Here is a 16753-nt window from a genome sequence, read left to right on the forward strand (position 1 = left end):
ACGTATCCGCTCGATGACACACCGCTTCGGCCCCTAGGATTCCCCCTATCACCTCACCGGTCTCATCGACAGGAACCCCATGAGCGACACTTCCCCCTACGGCTTCGAGCTTGTGCGGCGTGGGTACGACCGCGCTCAGGTGGACGAACGGATCTCCAAGCTCGTCTCCGACCGTGACAGCGCTCTCGCCCGCATCACCGCTCTGGAAAAGCGCATCGAGGAGCTCCACCTCGAAACGCAGAACGCTCAGGCCCAGGTGAGCGACGCGGAGCCGTCGTACGCCGGTCTCGGCGCGCGGGTCGAGAAGATTCTGCGCCTGGCCGAGGAAGAGGCCAAGGACCTGCGTGACGAGGCGCGTCGCGCCGCCGAGCAGCACCGCGAGCTCGCGGAGTCGGCTGCCCAGCAGGTCCGCAACGACGCGGAGTCGTTCGCCGCCGAGCGCAAGTCCAAGGCCGAGGACGAGGGCGTCCGGATCGTCGAGAAGGCCAAGAGTGACGCCTCGCAGCTGCGTTCCGAGGCGCAGAAGGACGCGCAGTCCAAGCGTGAGGAGGCCGACGCCCTCTTCGAGGAGACGCGTGCGAAGGCCGCCCAGGCCGCCGCGGACTTCGAGACCAACCTCGCCAAGCGCCGCGAGCAGTCCGAGCGCGACCTCGCCTCGCGTCAGCAGAAGGCGGAGAAGCGTCTCGCGGAGATCGAGCACCGTGCGGAGCAGCTGCGCCTGGAGGCCGAGAAGCTGCGCACGGACGCCGAGCGCCGGGCCCGCCAGACCGTCGAGACGGCGCAGCGTCAGGCCGAGGACATCGTGGCCGACGCGAACGCCAAGGCCGACCGGATCCGTTCGGAATCCGAGCGCGAGCTGGCCGCTCTCACCAACCGTCGCGACAGCATCAACGCGCAGCTGACGAACGTGCGCGAGATGCTGGCCACGCTGACGGGTGCCGCGGTGGCCGCCGCGAGCACGCCGGCCGTGGACGACGAGCCGATCTCCCGCGGAGTTCCGGCCCAGCAGTCCCGCTGACGCCCGGTCCCACCCGGCCCACGGCCCGCACCCCTGCACCCCGGGGCGCGGGCCGTCGCGTTCCCCCGCGGCCCGGTGGGGGCTGATCGCGCAGTTCCCCGCGCCCCTAAAAACGGGGCCCAGCGCCACCCACCTAAGGGGCGCGGGGAACTGCGCGACCAGCCCGCCACGGCCCGCGGACGACGACGTACCCCTGCCCCCACCCCCCTCAGGGGCGCGGGGAACTGCGCGACAAGCCACGACGAAGGCGCGCGGGCAAACCCACCCCAGGGGCGCGGGGAACTGCGCGACCGGCTACGACGGGCCCGCAGGCTCATATCCGGCCCGCGGCCAAGTGGCAGGCCCAGGCACAGCGCCTTAGCGTTACCGCATGATCGAGCTCGAGGGCCTGACCAAGCGCTACGGCGACAAGGTGGCGGTCGACAGCCTCTCCTTCTCCGTCCGTCCGGGCCTGATCACCGGCTTCCTCGGCCCCAACGGCGCGGGCAAGTCCACCACCATGCGGATGATCCTCGGTCTCGACCACCCCACCGCGGGCGACGTCCGCATCGACGGCCGGCACTACGACCGGCTGAAGGACCCGCTGAAATACATCGGCGCGCTGCTCGACGCGAAGGCCGTGCACGGCGGCCGCAGCGCCTACAACCACCTGCTGTGCCTCGCGCAGAGCAACGGCATCCCGAACCAGCGGGTGGCCGAGGTCCTGGACACGGTGGGTCTGACGGCCGTGGCGCGCAAGAAGGCCAAGGGCTTCTCGCTCGGCATGGGCCAGCGCCTCGGCATCGCGGGCGCCCTGCTCGGCGATCCCCGCATCCTCATGTTCGACGAGCCGGTCAACGGCCTCGACCCCGAGGGCATCCACTGGATCCGCAACCTGATGAAGTCCCTCGCCGCCCAGGGCCGTACGGTCTTCGTCTCCTCGCACCTGATGAGCGAGATGGCGCTGACCGCGGACCACCTGGTGGTGATCGGGCAGGGCCGGCTGCTCGCCGACACCTCCATGGCCGACTTCATCCACCGCAACTCGCGGTCGTACGTCCAGATCCGCACCCCCCAGCGCGAGCGGATGCTGGATCTGCTGCACGACGCGGGGGTCACGGTCGTCGAGGCCGGCACCGGGGCGCTGGAGGTGGACGGCGGCAAGGCCGAGCAGCTCGGCGAGCTCGCCGCGCGCAACCAGATCGTGCTGCACGAGCTGAGCCCCCAGCAGGCGTCCCTGGAGGAGGCGTTCATGCAGCTCACCGCCGAGTCGGTGGAGTACCACGCGCACACCGACAGCCCGCAGCCCGAGCCGGCGCAGCCGCACCCGTGGGGCGACGACTGGCAGAAGGAGCGGTGATGGCGACGGGCCAGGTCGTCCGCTCCGAGTGGACCAAGATCCGTTCGGTGGCCTCCACCGTGTGGACGCTCTCCCTCGCCGTGATCGTCACGATCGCGCTGGGGATGCTGATCTCCGCCCTGTCGAGCAGTCAGTACGACAACATGTCCCGGCAGGACCGGCTGTCGTTCGACCCGACCTACATCAGCTTCGCGGGGATGAGCCTCGGACAGCTCGCCATGATCGTGTTCGGGGTGCTGGTGGTCTCCAACGAGTACAGCACCGGCATGATCCGCACCTCGCTGGCCGCGGTGCCGCAGCGCGGCGCCTTCCTGTTCAGCAAGATCGCGGTGGCCGCCGGGCTCGCGCTGGTGGTCGGCCTGGCCACGAGTTTCGCCGCGTTCTTCCTCGGCCAGGCGGTGCTCGGCACGCACCGCACGCACATCGGGGACCCGGGCGTGCTGCGCGCGGTGATCGGCGGCGGCCTGTACATGACCCTCATCGCGGTCTTCTCCATGGGCGTCGCCGCGATGCTGCGCTCGCCCATGCTCTCCCTCGGCATCCTGATGCCGTTCTTCTTCCTGATCTCCAACATCCTCGGCAACGTCCCCGCCACCAAGAAGGTCGGGCGCTATCTGCCGGACCAGGCGGGCAGCCGGATCATGCGCGTGGTGCCGGAGATCGGCGACCACACCCCCTACGGCCCCTGGGGCGGTCTGGGGATCATGGTGCTGTGGGTGGTCGCGGCGCTGGTCGGCGGCTACACGCTGCTGAAGCGGCGAGACGCATAGCGAACCCCTGCGGAACGATCATTTTTTACTTCCGCTTGAGCGGAACCGTCATCGCCTCGATAAGCTCCTAAGCCTTACGGGGGCGTGTGCCCCGCTGTCCTGAACCTTTCGATGGGTGCGGAGCATGATCGAGGCTGTCGGCCTGACCAAGAGCTACGGCTCCAAGACCGCTGTGTACAACCTGTCCTTCCAGGTGCGGCCCGGCGCCGTCACCGGCTTCCTGGGCCCGAACGGTTCCGGCAAGTCGACGACGATGCGGATGATCCTCGGCCTGGACAACCCGACCGCGGGCACCGTGACCATCGGCGGCTACCCCTACCGCAAGCTGCCCAACGCCCCCCGTCAGGTGGGTGCCCTGCTCGACGCCAAGGCGGTGCACGGCGGCCGGCACGCGCGCAACCATCTGCTCTGCCTCGCCCAGCTCTCCGGCATCCCGGCCCGCCGGGTCGACGAGGTGCTCGGCGTGGTCGGCCTCCAGGACGTGGCCCGCAAGCGCTCCAAGGGCTTCTCGCTCGGCATGGGCCAGCGGCTCGGCATCGCCGCCGCGCTCCTCGGCGACCCCCAGGTGCTGCTCTTCGACGAGCCCGTGAACGGTCTCGACCCCGAGGGCATCCTCTGGGTGCGCAATCTGATGAAGTCGCTGGCCGCGGAGGGCCGGACGGTGTTCGTCTCCAGTCACCTGATGAGCGAGATGGCACTCACCGCCGACCACCTCATCGTGATCGGGCGCGGTCAGCTTCTGGCCGACATGAGCGTGAAGGACTTCATCTCGACCAACTCCGCGGACTTCGCGCGCGTGCGCACCCCGGACACCGAGCCGCAGCTGCGCGAGAAGCTGACGTCCGCGCTCACCGAGGCCGGCGGCCACGTGCTGCCCGAGCAGGACGGCGCCCTGCGCGTCACCGGGCTGGCGCTGCCCCGCATCAGCGACATCGCGCACGACACCGACGTACGGCTGTGGGAGCTGTCGCCGCACCAGGCGTCCCTGGAGGAGGCGTACATGCGGATGACGCAGGGCGCCGTCGACTACCGCTCCACGACCGACCAGAAGGCGGGCCTCATGCAGGCCCCGCCGCCCGGCTTCCAGCCGCCCATGCCGGTCCCCGGCCAGGGCCAGCCCGGCTGGTACGCACCGCCGCCGCCCCAGCAGGGCGGGCAGCCCTTCGCGCCGCCCCAGGGACAGCCGAGCCCGTACGGCCCCGGCCCGGCGAACCCCTACGCTCCCCCGGCCGCCACCCCGGGGCCCTACGGCGCCCCCGGCGCCCCGAACCCGTACGCGGCGCCCGCCCCGGTGGCCCCGGCTCCGGCCCAGCCGCCCGCCGCGGCCCCGGCACCGGCCCCCGCGGCCGCGCCCGCCGCACCGGCCGCGCCCGCCGCCGTTCCTTCCGCCGCCCCCTCCGCCGCCGCGGAGCCCGCCGCCGACCTGACCAAGCCCGAGGACGCCCGATGAGCACCCCCCAGCCCCCGATGCCGCAGGCCGCCCCGCCCGCCTGGCAGGCGGCGCCCGGCACGCCGCACCCGACGTACACCTCGCCCATCCCGGTCGTCCGCACCCACCTCGGGCACGCGATCGCCTCGGAGTGGACGAAGATCAGGTCGGTGCGCTCGACGATGTGGACGCTCGGCGTCTTCCTGCTGCTGGTGGTCGGCATCGGGCTCACCGCCGGCGCGCTGGTCGCGGGCAGCGCCTCCGCGAGCGACATGGGCGACGACACCGCGCTCTCCCTCGGCTTCTTCGGGCTGCTGCTCGGCAGCATGTGCATCATCACGCTCGGCGTGCTGACCACGGCCTCGGAGTACGGCACCGGCATGATCCGCACCACGGCGACCGCCTGCCCCTCGCGGCTGCGGGTGCTGCTGGCGAAGTCGATCGTGTTCTTCTCGGTGGCCTTCGTCGTGACGCTGGCCGCGGCCGCCTTCGTCGGCGTCGCCCAGGTCGGCATGATCGACCAGGCGCGCACCCCCACGGCCGGCGAGTGGATGAAGGGCGTCGTCGGCGTCAGCTTCTACATCGCGATGCTGGGGCTGCTGTCGCTGCTCATCGGCTCGATCGTGCGGCACTCCGCGGGCGCCATCACGATCATGATCGCCGCGGTGCTCGCGCCGCTCGTCATCGCGCTGTTCATGTTCGCGCAGTCCATGGAGAAGCTGCGCACCGCGCTGTTCGAGTACTCGATCCCGAACCAGCTCAGCGTCTTCTACTCCAACTCCCTCGGTGAATCCGGCCCTTCGGGCTGGGACCCGGTGTGGATCATCGTCGGCGTCACGGCCATGGCGTTCGCGGGCGCGTGGGCGCTGCTGGAGCAGCGGGACGTCTGACCGGCGGACGGCCGCGGCGGGAGGGAACCCCGGCGCGGCCGGCCACCTGCGTGCTCCGGTGCGCTCAGAACTTCGGCGCGTTGCGGGACCGCTGCACCCGGGTGGTGCGGCGGTCCTTCGCGTTCCAGCAGGCCTTGTGCCAGTGTCTGCGGTCGTCCACGCCCGCGTGTTCGGGCCAGGCCACCACGTGCGGGACGCCCGAGCCGATCGCCTGGTCGCAGCCGGGGCAGCGGTAGGTCTTGCCCTGCGAACTGGCGCCGGCCACGTGCCGCACGCTCCACTCCTCGCCCTGCCAGCTCTCCGAGGACTGCCAGCCGCCGTAGCGGCCCGACCGGTCGTCGTCGGCGCCGCGGCCGGAGGCTCCGGATCCGCCGGTCTCCTTGGGTCGGTTGCGTCGCGGGGACACGGAACACCTCTCGGGGCTATACAGGAAGCAGGGACCGTGTCCAGCCTACGCGGCGGGGACCGGGGTACGCGTAGGTCACCGATCCTGACAAGTCCCCCTCCGAAGCGACCTGTTCTCCCGACAATCCGGAAATCTCCCCGCCAGGCCGTGTCCTCGGCACGTGTCAGGCGGTTATGCCGTGTGGGGGAGCTCCGCGTCGGAGCCAAGGAAGCAGGAAAGTCCCATGCGCGTAGGAAGTTTTGTGCTGGCGGCCCAGTTCCCGGGCCAGGGGCAGGGGGAGGCGCTGCACCGGGCGGTGCGCTCGGCGGAGGCCGCCGAGGAGGCCGGCCTCGACTCGGTCTGGCTGGCCGAGCACCATTTCGTCCCGTACGGCACCTGTCCGTCGGCCGTCACCCTGGCCGCGCTGCTGCTCGGCCGCACCAGCCGTATCCGCGTCGGCACGGCGGTCAGCGTGCTGCCGACCGTCCATCCCGTCGCCCTCGGCGAACAGGCCGCGCTGCTGCATCTGACGAGCGGCGGGCGGTTCTCGCTGGGCGTCGGACGCGGCGGCCCCTGGGTCGACCTGGAGGTGTTCGGCGCCGGCCTGGAGGCGTTCGAGACGGGGTTCCCGGAGGCGCTCGATCTGCTGCTGCGCTGGCTGCGCGAGCCCGCGGTCGGCGCCGCCGGGGAGCGCTTCGCCTTCCGTCAGGTCCCCGTGGTGCCCCGCCCGTCGGAGGCGCTCACGGAGGAACCGGGCCCCGAGGTGCTGGTCGCCTGCACCTCGGCGGCGAGCGTCCGGCTGGCCGCGGAGCGCGGGCTGCCGATGCTGCTCGGGATGCATGTCGGCGACGAGGAGAAGGCCGAGATGGTGGCCCTGTGGCGGGACCACGCCCGCGCCTCGGGGCGCACCGCCCGGGAGATCCACGAGGCGGGCCATGTCTCGGCGGGCGTCTGCCAGATCGCCGACCGGCGCACGGACGCGGTGGAGACCCTGGTGAAGGCGATGCCGGGCTGGCTGAAGCAGGGACTCGAGGCCCATGTGACGGTGGACGACCGCAAGCGCGCCATGCGGGACCCGGTCGCGTACACCGAACTGCTCTGCGGGCTGCACCCGGTGGGCACCCCGCGGCTGTGCGCGGACCGGCTCGCGGCGACCGCGGAGCGGACCGGCATCTCGCGTTTCGCGCTGCTCGTCGAGGGCTCCGGCGACCTCGCGGCCACCGAGGAGAACGTATGGCGGCTGGGCACCGAGGTGCTGCCGCAGGTGCGGTAGGGGGACAGGGCCTGGGGGTCGTCAGGGACAGGGCCTGGGGGCGTCTCCCCCGGCCGGCGGGGCACCTGCCCCGCGGAGAGCTTGCCGCTCCGGTGAATGCACCTCCCGCGGATGGAGCGGCAAGCGTGCGGCTGACGGCGTCAGCGGTCCCGTCGCCGGGCGTCAGCAGTCCCTGAGCTCCGGGGACTGGTTGAGCAGCTGACTGCGTACCGAGGTGAAGCGGGCCAGTGTCTGGTCGACCGAGGCGTCCACCGGAAACACCGCCACACGGTGGCAGTTCTGGAACGCCAGCCGCACACCGAAGTGCCGCTGAAGTGCGCCGCGTATCGCGTCACTCGCGAGCGCACGCAGCAGCTGACCGCGCGCCTGCTCGTCCGGCGGCGGCGTCTGGTTGTCGGCGAAGTCTCCGCCGTCCACCTTCAGCTGGGCCACCAGGGAGCTGATCATCTCCCATGCATAGGGCAGGGAGGTCCGGACGCAGTCGACGAAGGCAGCTTCGTCGACCTCGCCTCGCTCGGCCTGTTCGAGTAGGGCCGGTGAGACGTCGAGCGACATGGGTTCTCCTCTCGCACCCCCGAACAACAGGGGTTGCCGGACAGGTAAGGGAGTTCGCGACTACGAACACGTTGCGTACACACATCGCGACCTCCCGTTCACTACGGTAGGCAACCGCTGGGGGCCGCACCAGGAGAATGCACACAAAGAGAGCTCCCATTGGGCTCACAATCGGCCACGAATGAACACTGGTTTTCCTGGGCGAATCGCGTGCACCGGTGCCCGTCGAGTAGCGTTGCGGACCATGCGTCTCGTCATTGCCCGGTGTTCCGTCGACTACGCGGGCCGGCTCACCGCCCACCTCCCCTCGGCCCCCCGTCTCATCCTGGTGAAGGCCGACGGCAGCGTCTCGATCCACGCGGACGACCGCGCCTACAAGCCCCTCAACTGGATGTCTCCGCCGTGCACGCTCAAGGAGGGCACCGGCGACGAGGAAGGCGTCTGGACCGTCGTCAACAAAGCGGGCGAGAAGCTGATCATCACGATGGAGGAGATCCTCCACGACTCCTCGCACGAACTCGGCGTCGATCCCGGCCTGATCAAGGACGGCGTGGAAGCACACCTCCAGGAGCTCCTCGCGGACCGCATCGAGACCCTCGGCGAGGGCTGGTCGCTCATCCGCCGCGAGTACATGACGGCGATCGGACCGGTCGACATCCTCTGCCGGGACGCCGAGGGCGCGACGGTCGCGGTGGAGATCAAGCGGCGCGGCGAGATCGACGGCGTCGAGCAACTCACGCGCTATCTGGAGCTGTTGAACCGCGACCCGCATCTCGCGCCGGTCCGCGGCATCTTCGCGGCCCAGGAGATCAAGCCGCAGGCCCGCGTCCTCGCCACCGACCGCGGCATCGGCTGCCAGGTGCTGGACTACGACGCCCTGCGCGGCATCCAGGACGACAAGCTGCGGCTGTTCTGAGCCCGGCCCCTACGGCCACGCACCGGGGCCCCGTCCTTCGTGAAGGACGGGGCCCCGGTGCGTACCGGACGCGGACGGCGGTCAGATGACGGTGCCGTCGGACGGCGACACCGCTCCACCGCTCGCCGGGACGCTCGCCGCGCTGGAGGAGGCCGCGGGGGCGCTGGAGGCCGGGCCACTGGCCGTGGTGGACGTGGTGGCGGGCGGGGGCGAGTCGGTCGCCGTGTCGGTCGGGTCGGGGCTGGTCGACGTCGAGGTGGACGGGTTCGGCGACGACGTGGACTTGGTCGGCTTCGGCGACGACGTGGACTTCGTCGGCTTCGGCGACGACGACTTCGACGGCGAGCTGGACTTGCCCGGCTTCGTCGACTTGCCGCCCGTCGGCTCGTCCGTCGGCCCCGTCGTGGCCGCCGGGGTCGGGTCGTCGGAGGTGCCGTAGGTGCCGTCCGGGCCCGGGTCCGTCGGACGGCTGGTCGCCGTACCCGTGTCGCCCTTCTTGGCCTTCTTCGGCGAGGCCGCGCCCAGGCTGCCGTCGTCGACGCCCTGGCTCGCGGACGGGTTGAGGCCCACCCGGTCCGTCGGGGTGTCGTCGGCGCTGTCGTGCGAGGTCATGCCGAGCGTCACCACGGTGCCGAGCACGGCCACGAGCAGGGCGCCCGAGCCGGCCGCCACCAGGTTGCGCCGGGCCAGCCGGCGGAAGCCGCCGGAGCCGCCCTCGGGCTGCTGCGGCGCCCCGTACGTGACCAGGGTCGAGGCGTCCATGCCGGGCGGGTGCAGCGCCGTACCGCCGAGCGCGGCGCCCGCGGGGATGCCGCGGGGCGGTGAGGCGGACTCCTCGTTGCGGGCGTCGGAGATCTCGTCGCCCATCAGGGCCGCGAGGCCGATCGTGATGCCGGAGCGGTCCGCGACCAGCGCGAGGGCGCGGCGGCCCGCGACGGTGCCGCGCTTGTCGGTGAGCGCGCCGCGCAGGCCGATCGAGGTCTCCAGTTCGGCGCGGGCCCGGTCGAGCAGTCCGTCGCAGAGCGCGAGGATGCCCATCTCGTGGTGGAAGTACGACTGGCCCTGGACGTCCTCGGCCCGTTCGGACGCCTCGGCGCCCGCGTGCAGGGTCTGCTCCCAGGCGCTCCAGTCGAGGCCCGCCGCGAACGCGGGTGCCGTGATGCGGGCCAGCTGGACCGCGGGGCTCTCCTCGCCCTCGGCGGGCGGCGTGCTGCGCGGGACCAGGACGGCGAGCGCGGCGAGCACCGCGTCGGCCTCCCGGCACACGCGCTCCGGGGTGACCGAGGGGTGCCCGGCCCACCAGGTGTAGTGCTGGGCGGCGGCCAGGGCCTGCTCCGGCAGGTCGTCGGCGTATCCGGCGGCCTCCAGCTGGGTGAGCACGCCGGTGGCGAGCCGGTGCCGGGCGCCGACCTGGGTGACCAGACCGCACGCGGCGAGCTCGCCGAGGGCGGCGTCCGCGTGGGTGTCGCCGACCAGTGCGGGCAGGTGCGCCTGGTGCGGGACCTCGCCGCCGAGGGCCACCGCGAAACGCAGGGCGGCACGGGCGGACAGGCTCAGGCGTGAGGCGAGCAGCCGGGCCGGGGCCGCGGCCTCGCCCAGCGACGGCAGGGGCAGTTCCTCGCCGTCGTCGGGGTCGAGGGAGTCCTCGACCGGCAGTTCCTCGGCGAAGACGCCGAACTCGTCCACGGCGCTGGTGCTGGCCCGCAGCTGGTCGCGCTGGCGCAGCAGGGCGCCCGCCTGGACGAAGCGCAGCGGCAGCCCCTCGGACTCGAACCAGAGGTCGCCCGCCCAGTTGGCCTCCTCCTCGGTGAGGCTGCGGGAGACGGCGTGTTCGAGCAGGTCGACACCGCCGGCCCGGTCGAGCCCGCCGAGTTCGATCTCCTCCACGGCGGAGTCCGCGGACGGCGCGGGCACCTCCGGGGTCGCGGAGAGCAGGAAGGCGCACTCGGGTGTCGCGTCGAGCAGTTCGTCGAGCGCCGCGCCGCCGAACTCCAGGTCGTCGAGGACGACGACCGCGCCGATCTCCCGGACCAGGTCGAGCAGCTCGTCGCGCTCCGGGCGGTGCCGGGGCGCGTCGAAGACGGCGCGGAAGAGGTCGTGCAGCAGGTCGTCCGCGCTGCGGCGGAAGCCGCTGAGGCGGACCACGCCGTCGGGGGCGAGGTCCTGGCAGTCGTCGGCGACGGTGTCCAGCACTCTGGTGCGGCCGGAGCCCGAGGGGCCGGTGAGCCGCACCGACCGGCCGCGGGCCAGCAGCCGGACCAGGTCCTCGCGCACGTCTTGGCGCTCCAGGAGCGGCAGCGCGAGCTGGGCCGGGCCGGGCGGGGTCGCGGGACGGGCGGCGCGCTCGGTCTCGGCGCGCTGCTCCGCGGTGAGCTTCGCGGGGCGGCCGGGCCGCGCGGCGGGCGGGCAGGTCTCGATCTCGCTGCCGTCGATCGGATTGACGGTCAGCAGGTTCTCGCCGGAGATCAGCTGCACGATACGGGCCGGAGCGGGTGTGCTCTGGCCGAAGTCCGAAGTGAGGGATTCCCTGGGCGGGCGCTGGCGCGGCGCGCTGTCGTCGCCGTCCTGGCCGTACGCCTCGGGTCCCGGATTGATCGGGTCCATAGGTTCAAGCCCCCCAAAAGCGTCGTGTGCTCGAAGCCCCTCCCGGCCTTGCCGCACACCGCGCTGTCGCTTCTGGTCCGGGCCCGCACGAGGGTTGCGAAGAGGCGGGCGACCGAACCTTAAACCTTCAGTCAGTATCTCCGACAGGGCGGGATACCGCGCCGTCCGAGACATCACAGTCTCGTGAGGATTGGGCGCGACGTACGTTTCGGCACCGGAACGCCCAGCTCGTTCCGGTGCCGTGCGCAACACCGGCCTCCGGGGCCCCGTGCGCGGGCGCCGGACGCGGGCCCCGTGCGCGGGCGTCCGGCGCAGGGGTCGGACGCGGGCGCCGGGCGCGCGAGGGTCAGACGCGGGGCAGCGACTCCACGCCGATGCCGCCCTCGATGGCGAGGATCCGGTGCAGCCGGGTGGCGACCAGCAGGCGCTGCATCTGAGGGGGGACGTCGCGCAGCACCAGGCGGCGGCCGCAGCGGCCGGCCCGCCGGTGGACACCCATGATGACGCCGAGTCCGGTGGCGTCCCAGGAGTCCAGTTCGGACAGGTCGAGCACGAGGTCGCCGACCCCGTCGTCGACGGCCGAATGCAGGGCCGTACGGGCGTCCGCCGCGCTGCGGACGTCGAGGCGGCCCCCGACGACCAGCTCGGCGTGGTCGCCCCTGATGTACATATGCGCTCCCCGAGAGTGCGGCGTGGTACTCCGTGACGCTGACTGTGCAACGTCTGACTGCTTCAGCGGCGAACAGGTTGCCGTCTGTAAGCGAACCGATACCGAATTCACCCGCAGGGGTGATACCCCTGGGGTCTGTGCGGTTTCGTCGCGGGCACGTGACTGGTTCTCAGTACGTGTAGAAGCCCTGCCCGCTCTTGCGCCCGATGTCACCGGCGTCCACCATCCGGCGCATCAGCTCCGGCGGCGCGAACTTCTCGTCCTGCGACTCGGTGTAGATGTTGCCGGTGGCGTGCAGCAGGATGTCGACGCCCGTGAGGTCCGCGGTGGCGAGCGGGCCCATCGCGTGCCCGAAGCCGAGCTTGCAGGCGAGGTCGATGTCCTCGGCGGTCGCCACGCCCGACTCGTAGAGCTTGGTCGCCTCCACGACGAGCGCGGAGATGAGCCGGGTGGTCACGAAGCCCGCCACGTCGCGGTTGACGACGATGCAGGTCTTGCCGACGGACTCGGCGAACTCCCGCGCGGTGGCGAGGGTTTCGTCGCTCGTCTTGTAGCCGCGGACCAGCTCGACGAGCTGCATCATCGGCACCGGCGAGAAGAAGTGCACGCCGACGACCCGCTCCGGGCGCTCCGTCACGGCCGCGATCTTGGTGATCGGGATGGCGGAGGTGTTGGAGGCGAGCACGGTGTCGTCGCGCACGATCTTGTCGAGCGCGCGGAAGATCTCGTGCTTGACGTCCAGCCGCTCGAAGACCGCCTCGACGACGATGTCGACGTCGCCGGCCGCGTCCAGGTCGGTGGTCGCGGTGATGCGGGCGAGGGCGGCCTCGGCGTCCGCCGCGTCGAGCCTGCCCTTGGCGACGAACTTGGCGTACGACGCCTCGATGCCGTCGGTGCCGCGGCGGAGCGCCTCGTCGGTCACGTCCCGCAGGACGACCTCCCAGCCCGCCTGGGCGGCGACCTGGGCGATGCCGGACCCCATGAGGCCGGCCCCGATGACGGCGAGCTTGCGTGCCACTGCGACTCCCCTGAGAGCGACTTGACGGACGCGACCGGCCGACGGGCCGGGGCGAACCACGAAGAAAGGAAGGACCGGAGGTGACGAGCGACACACGAGCGCTCACGCGCTGTCGACGTTCACCTCTCGGCGGACATTAGCGCTCTGCGAGCGCCGTGTGACCGCTAAGTAATGCGCGTCACGTCTCGCCTGACGGACATCACACCGGCGGGGGTGGAGGAGGCCCGCCAAGGGATAACTAGGCTGGCCGCATGGTCAATCTGACGCGCATCTACACGAGGACCGGCGACCGGGGCACCACCGCGCTCGGCGACATGAGCCGGGTCGCCAAGACGGATCTGCGCATCGCCGCGTACGCCGACACCAACGAGGCCAACGCGGTGATCGGGACGGCGATCGCGCTGGGCTCGCTCGCGGAGGAGGTCGTGAAGGTCCTGGTGCGGGTGCAGAACGACCTGTTCGACGTGGGCGCGGACCTCGCGACGCCGGTGGCGGAGAACCCCGAGTACCCGCCGCTGCGGGTCGAGCAGTTCTACGTCGACCGGCTGGAGGCGGACTGCGACCGCTTCAACGGCGAGCTGGAGAAGCTGCGCTCGTTCATCCTGCCCGGCGGCACCGCGGGGGCGGCCCTGCTGCACCAGGCGTGCACGGTGGTGCGCCGGGCCGAGCGCTCCACCTGGGCCGCCCTGGAGGTGCACGGCGCCGAGGGGGCGGAGGGCAGCATGAACCCGCTCACCGCGACCTATCTCAACCGGCTGTCGGACCTGCTGTTCATCCTGGCGCGGACGGCGAACAAGGAGACGGGCGACGTGTTGTGGGTTCCCGGCGGGGAGCGCTGAGGGCGCTCCTCCGCCAGGCCCGGCCCACGGGGGGTGTCGGGCCCCGGCCCACGGGGGTCTCCGCGCTCGACGCTCCTCCGCCGGCCGGTGGGGCTTCCTCGCGCAGTTCCCCGCGCCCCTGACGGGGCGCCCCTGAGGGGGTCTGTCAGTGGTCCTGTGCCGTGTCCTTGTCGGCTGCCGCGGCGGCCGACTCGGCGGCGTTCACCTTCTGCTCCATCTGCGGGTAGCCGGACGGCGTGGCGGCGTGCGGGCCCGGCTCCGCGGACCCGGTGTCGCCGCCGTGCCGGGCGCAGCCCGTGGTGAGCAGGGCCGCCGCGAGCAGCGCCGCGGCGGCCGCCCGGCGGGCCGTGGCGCGCGTCATCCCTTGCCCACCGTGATGCCGTTGTCCTTGCACCAGGTGCGGACGTCGGCGAGGTCCTGCTTGCGCTGCCGCAGGGTCGCCGGGAGCTTCTTGCGGAAGTCCAGCCGGTCCTGGAGGTAGGTGGCGACCGCGTCGTGGCCGGCCTGCTTGGCGTTGTCGACGCGGGCCTGGAGCCGGGCGACCGAACCGCGGGTGCCGGCGCCCGCGTCGAGCCGGGTCAGCGCCCGGTCGATCCGCTTCTCGATGCGCGGCACCCGCTTGCACAGGGCGGTGGAGCCGTCGCCGGTGGGGGCGGGGGCGGGCGAGCTGTCCGCCAGCGCGGTGCCGGTCGTGGTGCCCGTGAGGACGGCCGTCAGCGCGAGCCCGGCCAGCAGGGTGCGCCGACGGCGCCGTACGACCGCCGTACGCACCGAAGCGCGCGGCGCCATGGGTGTGGACGTGCGGGTGGACCTGTCCGTGGACATGCGGGTTCCCCTCTTCCGGTCTGCCGGGCGGCCGTCGTCCGCCCGGTTCGTGACGGAGGCTAGGAACCGTCTTTGGGGAAACTCTGTGACCGGTTCGTCCGGACTGTGCCGGTGAGCCAGTCGCGGCGGCCGGGCAGTGCGCCGCCGTCCGAGGGCAGCCGTACCTCGAACCGGGCCCCGCCGCCCGGGGCGTCGAGCACGGTCACCGCGCCGCGGTGCATCGCGGCCTGCTGGGCCACCAGCGTCAGTCCGAGGCCGGAGCCCGCGCTGTCGGGGCCGCGCCGGAACCGCTCGAAGACCCGCTCGCGTTCGGCGGGCGGCACCCCGGGGCCGTGGTCGTCCACCCGGACCACGGCCTGCCCGTCCGCCCCGCACACGGTCACCTCGACCGTCGCGGCCCCGCGCGCGTCCCGGCCGTGGGCCAGCGCGTTGCCGATCAGGTTGTCGCAGAGCAGTCTCAGGCCCGCGTCCCAGCCGTGCACGGTGAGCCCGGCGGGCGCCTCCAGGGTGATCCGGGCGTCCGGGGCGCGGCGCCGGGCGTCGGCCACCGCGGCGCCCGCGATCTCGCCCAGGTCGGCCGTGCGGAAGGCGTCGGCCTCCACGAGGTCGCCGCGGCCGAGTTCGCGCAGCATCACCAGCAGGCCGAGCAGCCGGGCGTGTTCGCGGCGCAGGTCGTCGAGGACCTCGGCGCGGTCGGGCTCGGCGAGGTGCGGGTGGGCGGTGAGGATGTCGACGTTGGTGCCGATGCTCATCAGCGGGGTGCGCAGTTCGTGCGCGGCCGCGGCGGAGAAGGAGCGGGCGGTCTGGAGCGCCTCGGCGGTGCGGGCGGCCTGCTCGTCGTAGCGGGCGAGGACGGTGCGCAGGGTGGCGGCGAGTTCGTCGACCTCGGTGACGCCGGTGGGCTCGTGCGGCAGGCGGGCCGTGCTGGTGCGCGGGTCGAGTCCCGCGGCGCGCCGGGTGAGCCGGCCGAGGGGGCGGGTGGCGCCCCGGGCCAGGCCCCAGGCGAGCAGCCCGGACAGCGGGGCGGCGAGCAGCGCGGTGCGCACCACACGGCGCCGTACCACCAGGAGTTGGGTGCGGTCGGCGGTGTCGGGGGCGAAGACCCACAGCGTGCCGGAGAAGCGGGCGCCGTCGAGCGGACGGGCCAGGGCGCGCCAGTTCCGGCCGCCGGAGCGCACGGTGACCGGCCCCGCGGCGGCCTTGGGCAGGGTGACGGAGGCGCCGGGCTGGGGGCCGCCGCTGAAGACGGTGCCGTCCGCTCCCACGACGCGCACGCCGACGTCGAGGGCGGCGCTGAACAGCCGCCGTTCCCTGGTGTCGGTGGCCTTGGGGCGGGCGCCGGCGGAGGCGCGCAGCAGGGCGCGGGCGTCGGGTGCCACGGCGGTCGCGCGGGCCCGCAGATGGTCGTCCCCGGCGCCGCGCAGATCGCGGGCGACGAGCTGGAGCAGCAGCCAGCCGCAGGCCAGCACGAGCAGCGGTACGGCGCAGCCGACGGCGAGTCCGATACGGGTGGAGAGCCTCACGGGGTGTCCCGCAGGACGAATCCGACGCCGCGCACGGTGTGCACCAGCCGGGGGCGGCCGTCGGCCTCCAGCTTGCGGCGCAGATAGCTGACGAAGGTGTCGACGGCGTCGCTGCGCACGTCGAAGTCGTAGCCCCAGACCCGTTCGAGGAGCTGGTCGCGGGTGAGGACGAGCCCGGCGTTGCGGGCGAGCACCTCCAGGAGTTCGAACTCGCGGCGGGTCAGCTCCAGCGGGTGCCCGTCGCGCTCGGCGGTGCGGGCGGCGGGGTCGACGACCAGTCCGGCCACCCGCAGCGGCGCGCCGGTCACGGCCGGGGGGCGGCGGCGCAGCAGGGCGCGCAGCCGGAGCACCAGTTCCTGGAGGGCGAACGGCTTGACCAGGTAGTCGTCGCCGCCCGCCTGGAGCCCGGCGATGCGGTCGGCGGTCTCGTCGAGCGCGGAGAGCATGAGCACGGGCAGGTCGCGGCCGTCGTCGCGGAGCCGGGTGCAGACCTCGATGCCGCTCATGCCGGGCATCGACACGTCGAGCACGAGGACGTCGGGCGGGGTGTCGCGGACCGCGGTGAGCGCGTCGGCGCCGCTGCCGACGGCGCGCACGGCGAACCCGCTCAGCCTGAGGCCCCGTTCCAGGGAGCGGCGGATGGCCGCGTCGTCGTCGACGACCAGCACGGAGCCCGGGTGCGCCGTCTCGGTCATGCGT

Annotated in this window: 17 protein-coding genes; 8 read left to right on the top strand and 9 right to left on the bottom strand. The window is 72.9% G+C overall.

The window, feature by feature from the left end; all coding sequences use genetic code 11:
• Positions 1–79: 79 nt before the first annotated feature.
• The 5 genes from WN71_RS11630 (at position 80) to WN71_RS11650 (ending at position 5446) form a co-directional block, all read left to right on the top strand.
• Positions 80–1018, top strand: a complete 939-nt coding sequence (locus WN71_RS11630; protein ID WP_046589789.1) for a coiled-coil domain-containing protein — start codon at positions 80–82, stop codon at positions 1016–1018.
• Between the two features lie 370 nt (positions 1019–1388).
• Positions 1389–2357, top strand: coding sequence for an ABC transporter ATP-binding protein (locus tag WN71_RS11635; protein ID WP_046589787.1), 969 nt, complete (start codon positions 1389–1391; stop codon positions 2355–2357).
• A complete protein-coding gene (locus WN71_RS11640) occupies positions 2357–3127 on the top strand; it encodes an ABC transporter permease (RefSeq protein ID WP_046589785.1) in 771 nt (256 codons plus the stop codon). The genes WN71_RS11635 and WN71_RS11640 overlap by 1 nt, the downstream gene beginning before the upstream one ends.
• 124 nt (positions 3128–3251) lie before the next feature.
• The gene (locus WN71_RS11645; RefSeq protein WP_071369824.1) at positions 3252–4577 is read left to right on the top strand and encodes an ABC transporter ATP-binding protein; all 1326 of its coding nucleotides are present in this window, start codon (positions 3252–3254) and stop codon (positions 4575–4577) included.
• Positions 4574–5446 (top strand): ABC transporter permease, encoded by an 873-nt coding sequence (locus WN71_RS11650; RefSeq protein WP_046591540.1) that lies wholly within the window; start codon positions 4574–4576, stop codon positions 5444–5446. Before WN71_RS11645 ends, WN71_RS11650 begins: the two co-directional genes overlap by 4 nt.
• Before the next feature lie 64 nt (positions 5447–5510).
• On the opposite strand, the gene WN71_RS11655 is transcribed toward WN71_RS11650, so the two are convergent.
• Positions 5511–5852, bottom strand: coding sequence for a hypothetical protein (locus WN71_RS11655; RefSeq protein WP_046591541.1), 342 nt, complete (start codon positions 5850–5852; stop codon positions 5511–5513).
• Positions 5853–6075: 223 nt separating this feature from the next.
• Between WN71_RS11655 and WN71_RS11660 the strand changes: the two genes are divergently transcribed.
• The gene (locus WN71_RS11660; protein ID WP_046591542.1) at positions 6076–7104 is read left to right on the top strand and encodes an LLM class flavin-dependent oxidoreductase; all 1029 of its coding nucleotides are present in this window, start codon (positions 6076–6078) and stop codon (positions 7102–7104) included.
• Between the two features lie 162 nt (positions 7105–7266).
• Here the strand turns inward: WN71_RS11660 and WN71_RS11665 are convergent, their stop codons facing one another.
• Positions 7267–7659, bottom strand: coding sequence for an SCO5389 family protein (locus tag WN71_RS11665; RefSeq protein ID WP_046591543.1), 393 nt, complete (start codon positions 7657–7659; stop codon positions 7267–7269).
• Positions 7660–7903: 244 nt separating this feature from the next.
• Here WN71_RS11665 and nucS point away from each other — a divergent pair, with 244 nt between their 5' ends.
• The gene (nucS, locus tag WN71_RS11670) at positions 7904–8575 is read left to right on the top strand and encodes an endonuclease NucS (RefSeq protein ID WP_046591544.1); all 672 of its coding nucleotides are present in this window, start codon (positions 7904–7906) and stop codon (positions 8573–8575) included.
• Positions 8576–8656: 81 nt separating this feature from the next.
• Here nucS and WN71_RS11675 read toward each other — a convergent pair whose 3' ends face one another.
• The 3 genes from WN71_RS11675 to WN71_RS11685 form a co-directional block, all read right to left on the bottom strand.
• Positions 8657–11179: an ATP-binding protein gene (locus WN71_RS11675; RefSeq protein ID WP_046591545.1), complete on the bottom strand. Its 2523-nt coding sequence runs from the start codon at positions 11177–11179 to the stop codon at positions 8657–8659.
• A 346-nt stretch (positions 11180–11525) separates the two neighbouring features.
• The gene (locus WN71_RS11680; protein ID WP_046591546.1) at positions 11526–11849 is read right to left on the bottom strand and encodes an STAS domain-containing protein; all 324 of its coding nucleotides are present in this window, start codon (positions 11847–11849) and stop codon (positions 11526–11528) included.
• 169 nt (positions 11850–12018) lie between these two features.
• A complete protein-coding gene (locus WN71_RS11685) occupies positions 12019–12867 on the bottom strand; it encodes a 3-hydroxyacyl-CoA dehydrogenase family protein (protein ID WP_046591547.1) in 849 nt (282 codons plus the stop codon).
• A gap of 251 nt (positions 12868–13118) precedes the next feature.
• Here WN71_RS11685 and WN71_RS11690 point away from each other — a divergent pair, with 251 nt between their 5' ends.
• Complete coding sequence (locus WN71_RS11690) at positions 13119–13706, top strand: cob(I)yrinic acid a,c-diamide adenosyltransferase (RefSeq protein WP_046591548.1); 588 nt, start codon at positions 13119–13121, stop codon at positions 13704–13706.
• Positions 13707–13851: 145 nt separating this feature from the next.
• On the opposite strand, the gene WN71_RS11695 is transcribed toward WN71_RS11690, so the two are convergent.
• Genes WN71_RS11695 through WN71_RS11710 form a run of 4 tightly spaced genes read right to left on the bottom strand, consistent with a single transcriptional unit; the run spans position 13852 to position 16749 of the window.
• A complete protein-coding gene (locus WN71_RS11695; protein WP_046591549.1) occupies positions 13852–14067 on the bottom strand; it encodes a hypothetical protein in 216 nt (71 codons plus the stop codon).
• Positions 14064–14531: a hypothetical protein gene (locus WN71_RS11700; RefSeq protein WP_107469631.1), complete on the bottom strand. Its 468-nt coding sequence runs from the start codon at positions 14529–14531 to the stop codon at positions 14064–14066. Before WN71_RS11700 ends, WN71_RS11695 begins: the two co-directional genes overlap by 4 nt.
• A 59-nt stretch (positions 14532–14590) precedes the next feature.
• Positions 14591–16054 carry a sensor histidine kinase gene (locus WN71_RS11705; protein WP_046591550.1) on the bottom strand — a complete coding sequence of 488 codons (1464 nt, stop codon included), beginning with the start codon at positions 16052–16054 and terminating at the stop codon, positions 14591–14593.
• Positions 16051–16749: a response regulator transcription factor gene (locus tag WN71_RS11710; RefSeq protein ID WP_046591551.1), complete on the bottom strand. Its 699-nt coding sequence runs from the start codon at positions 16747–16749 to the stop codon at positions 16051–16053. Before WN71_RS11710 ends, WN71_RS11705 begins: the two co-directional genes overlap by 4 nt.
• Between the last annotated feature and the right edge of the window lie 4 nt (positions 16750–16753).

It is taken from the genome of Streptomyces mangrovisoli, from assembly GCF_000974985.2.
Lineage (GTDB): Bacteria > Actinomycetota > Actinomycetes > Streptomycetales > Streptomycetaceae > Streptomyces > Streptomyces mangrovisoli.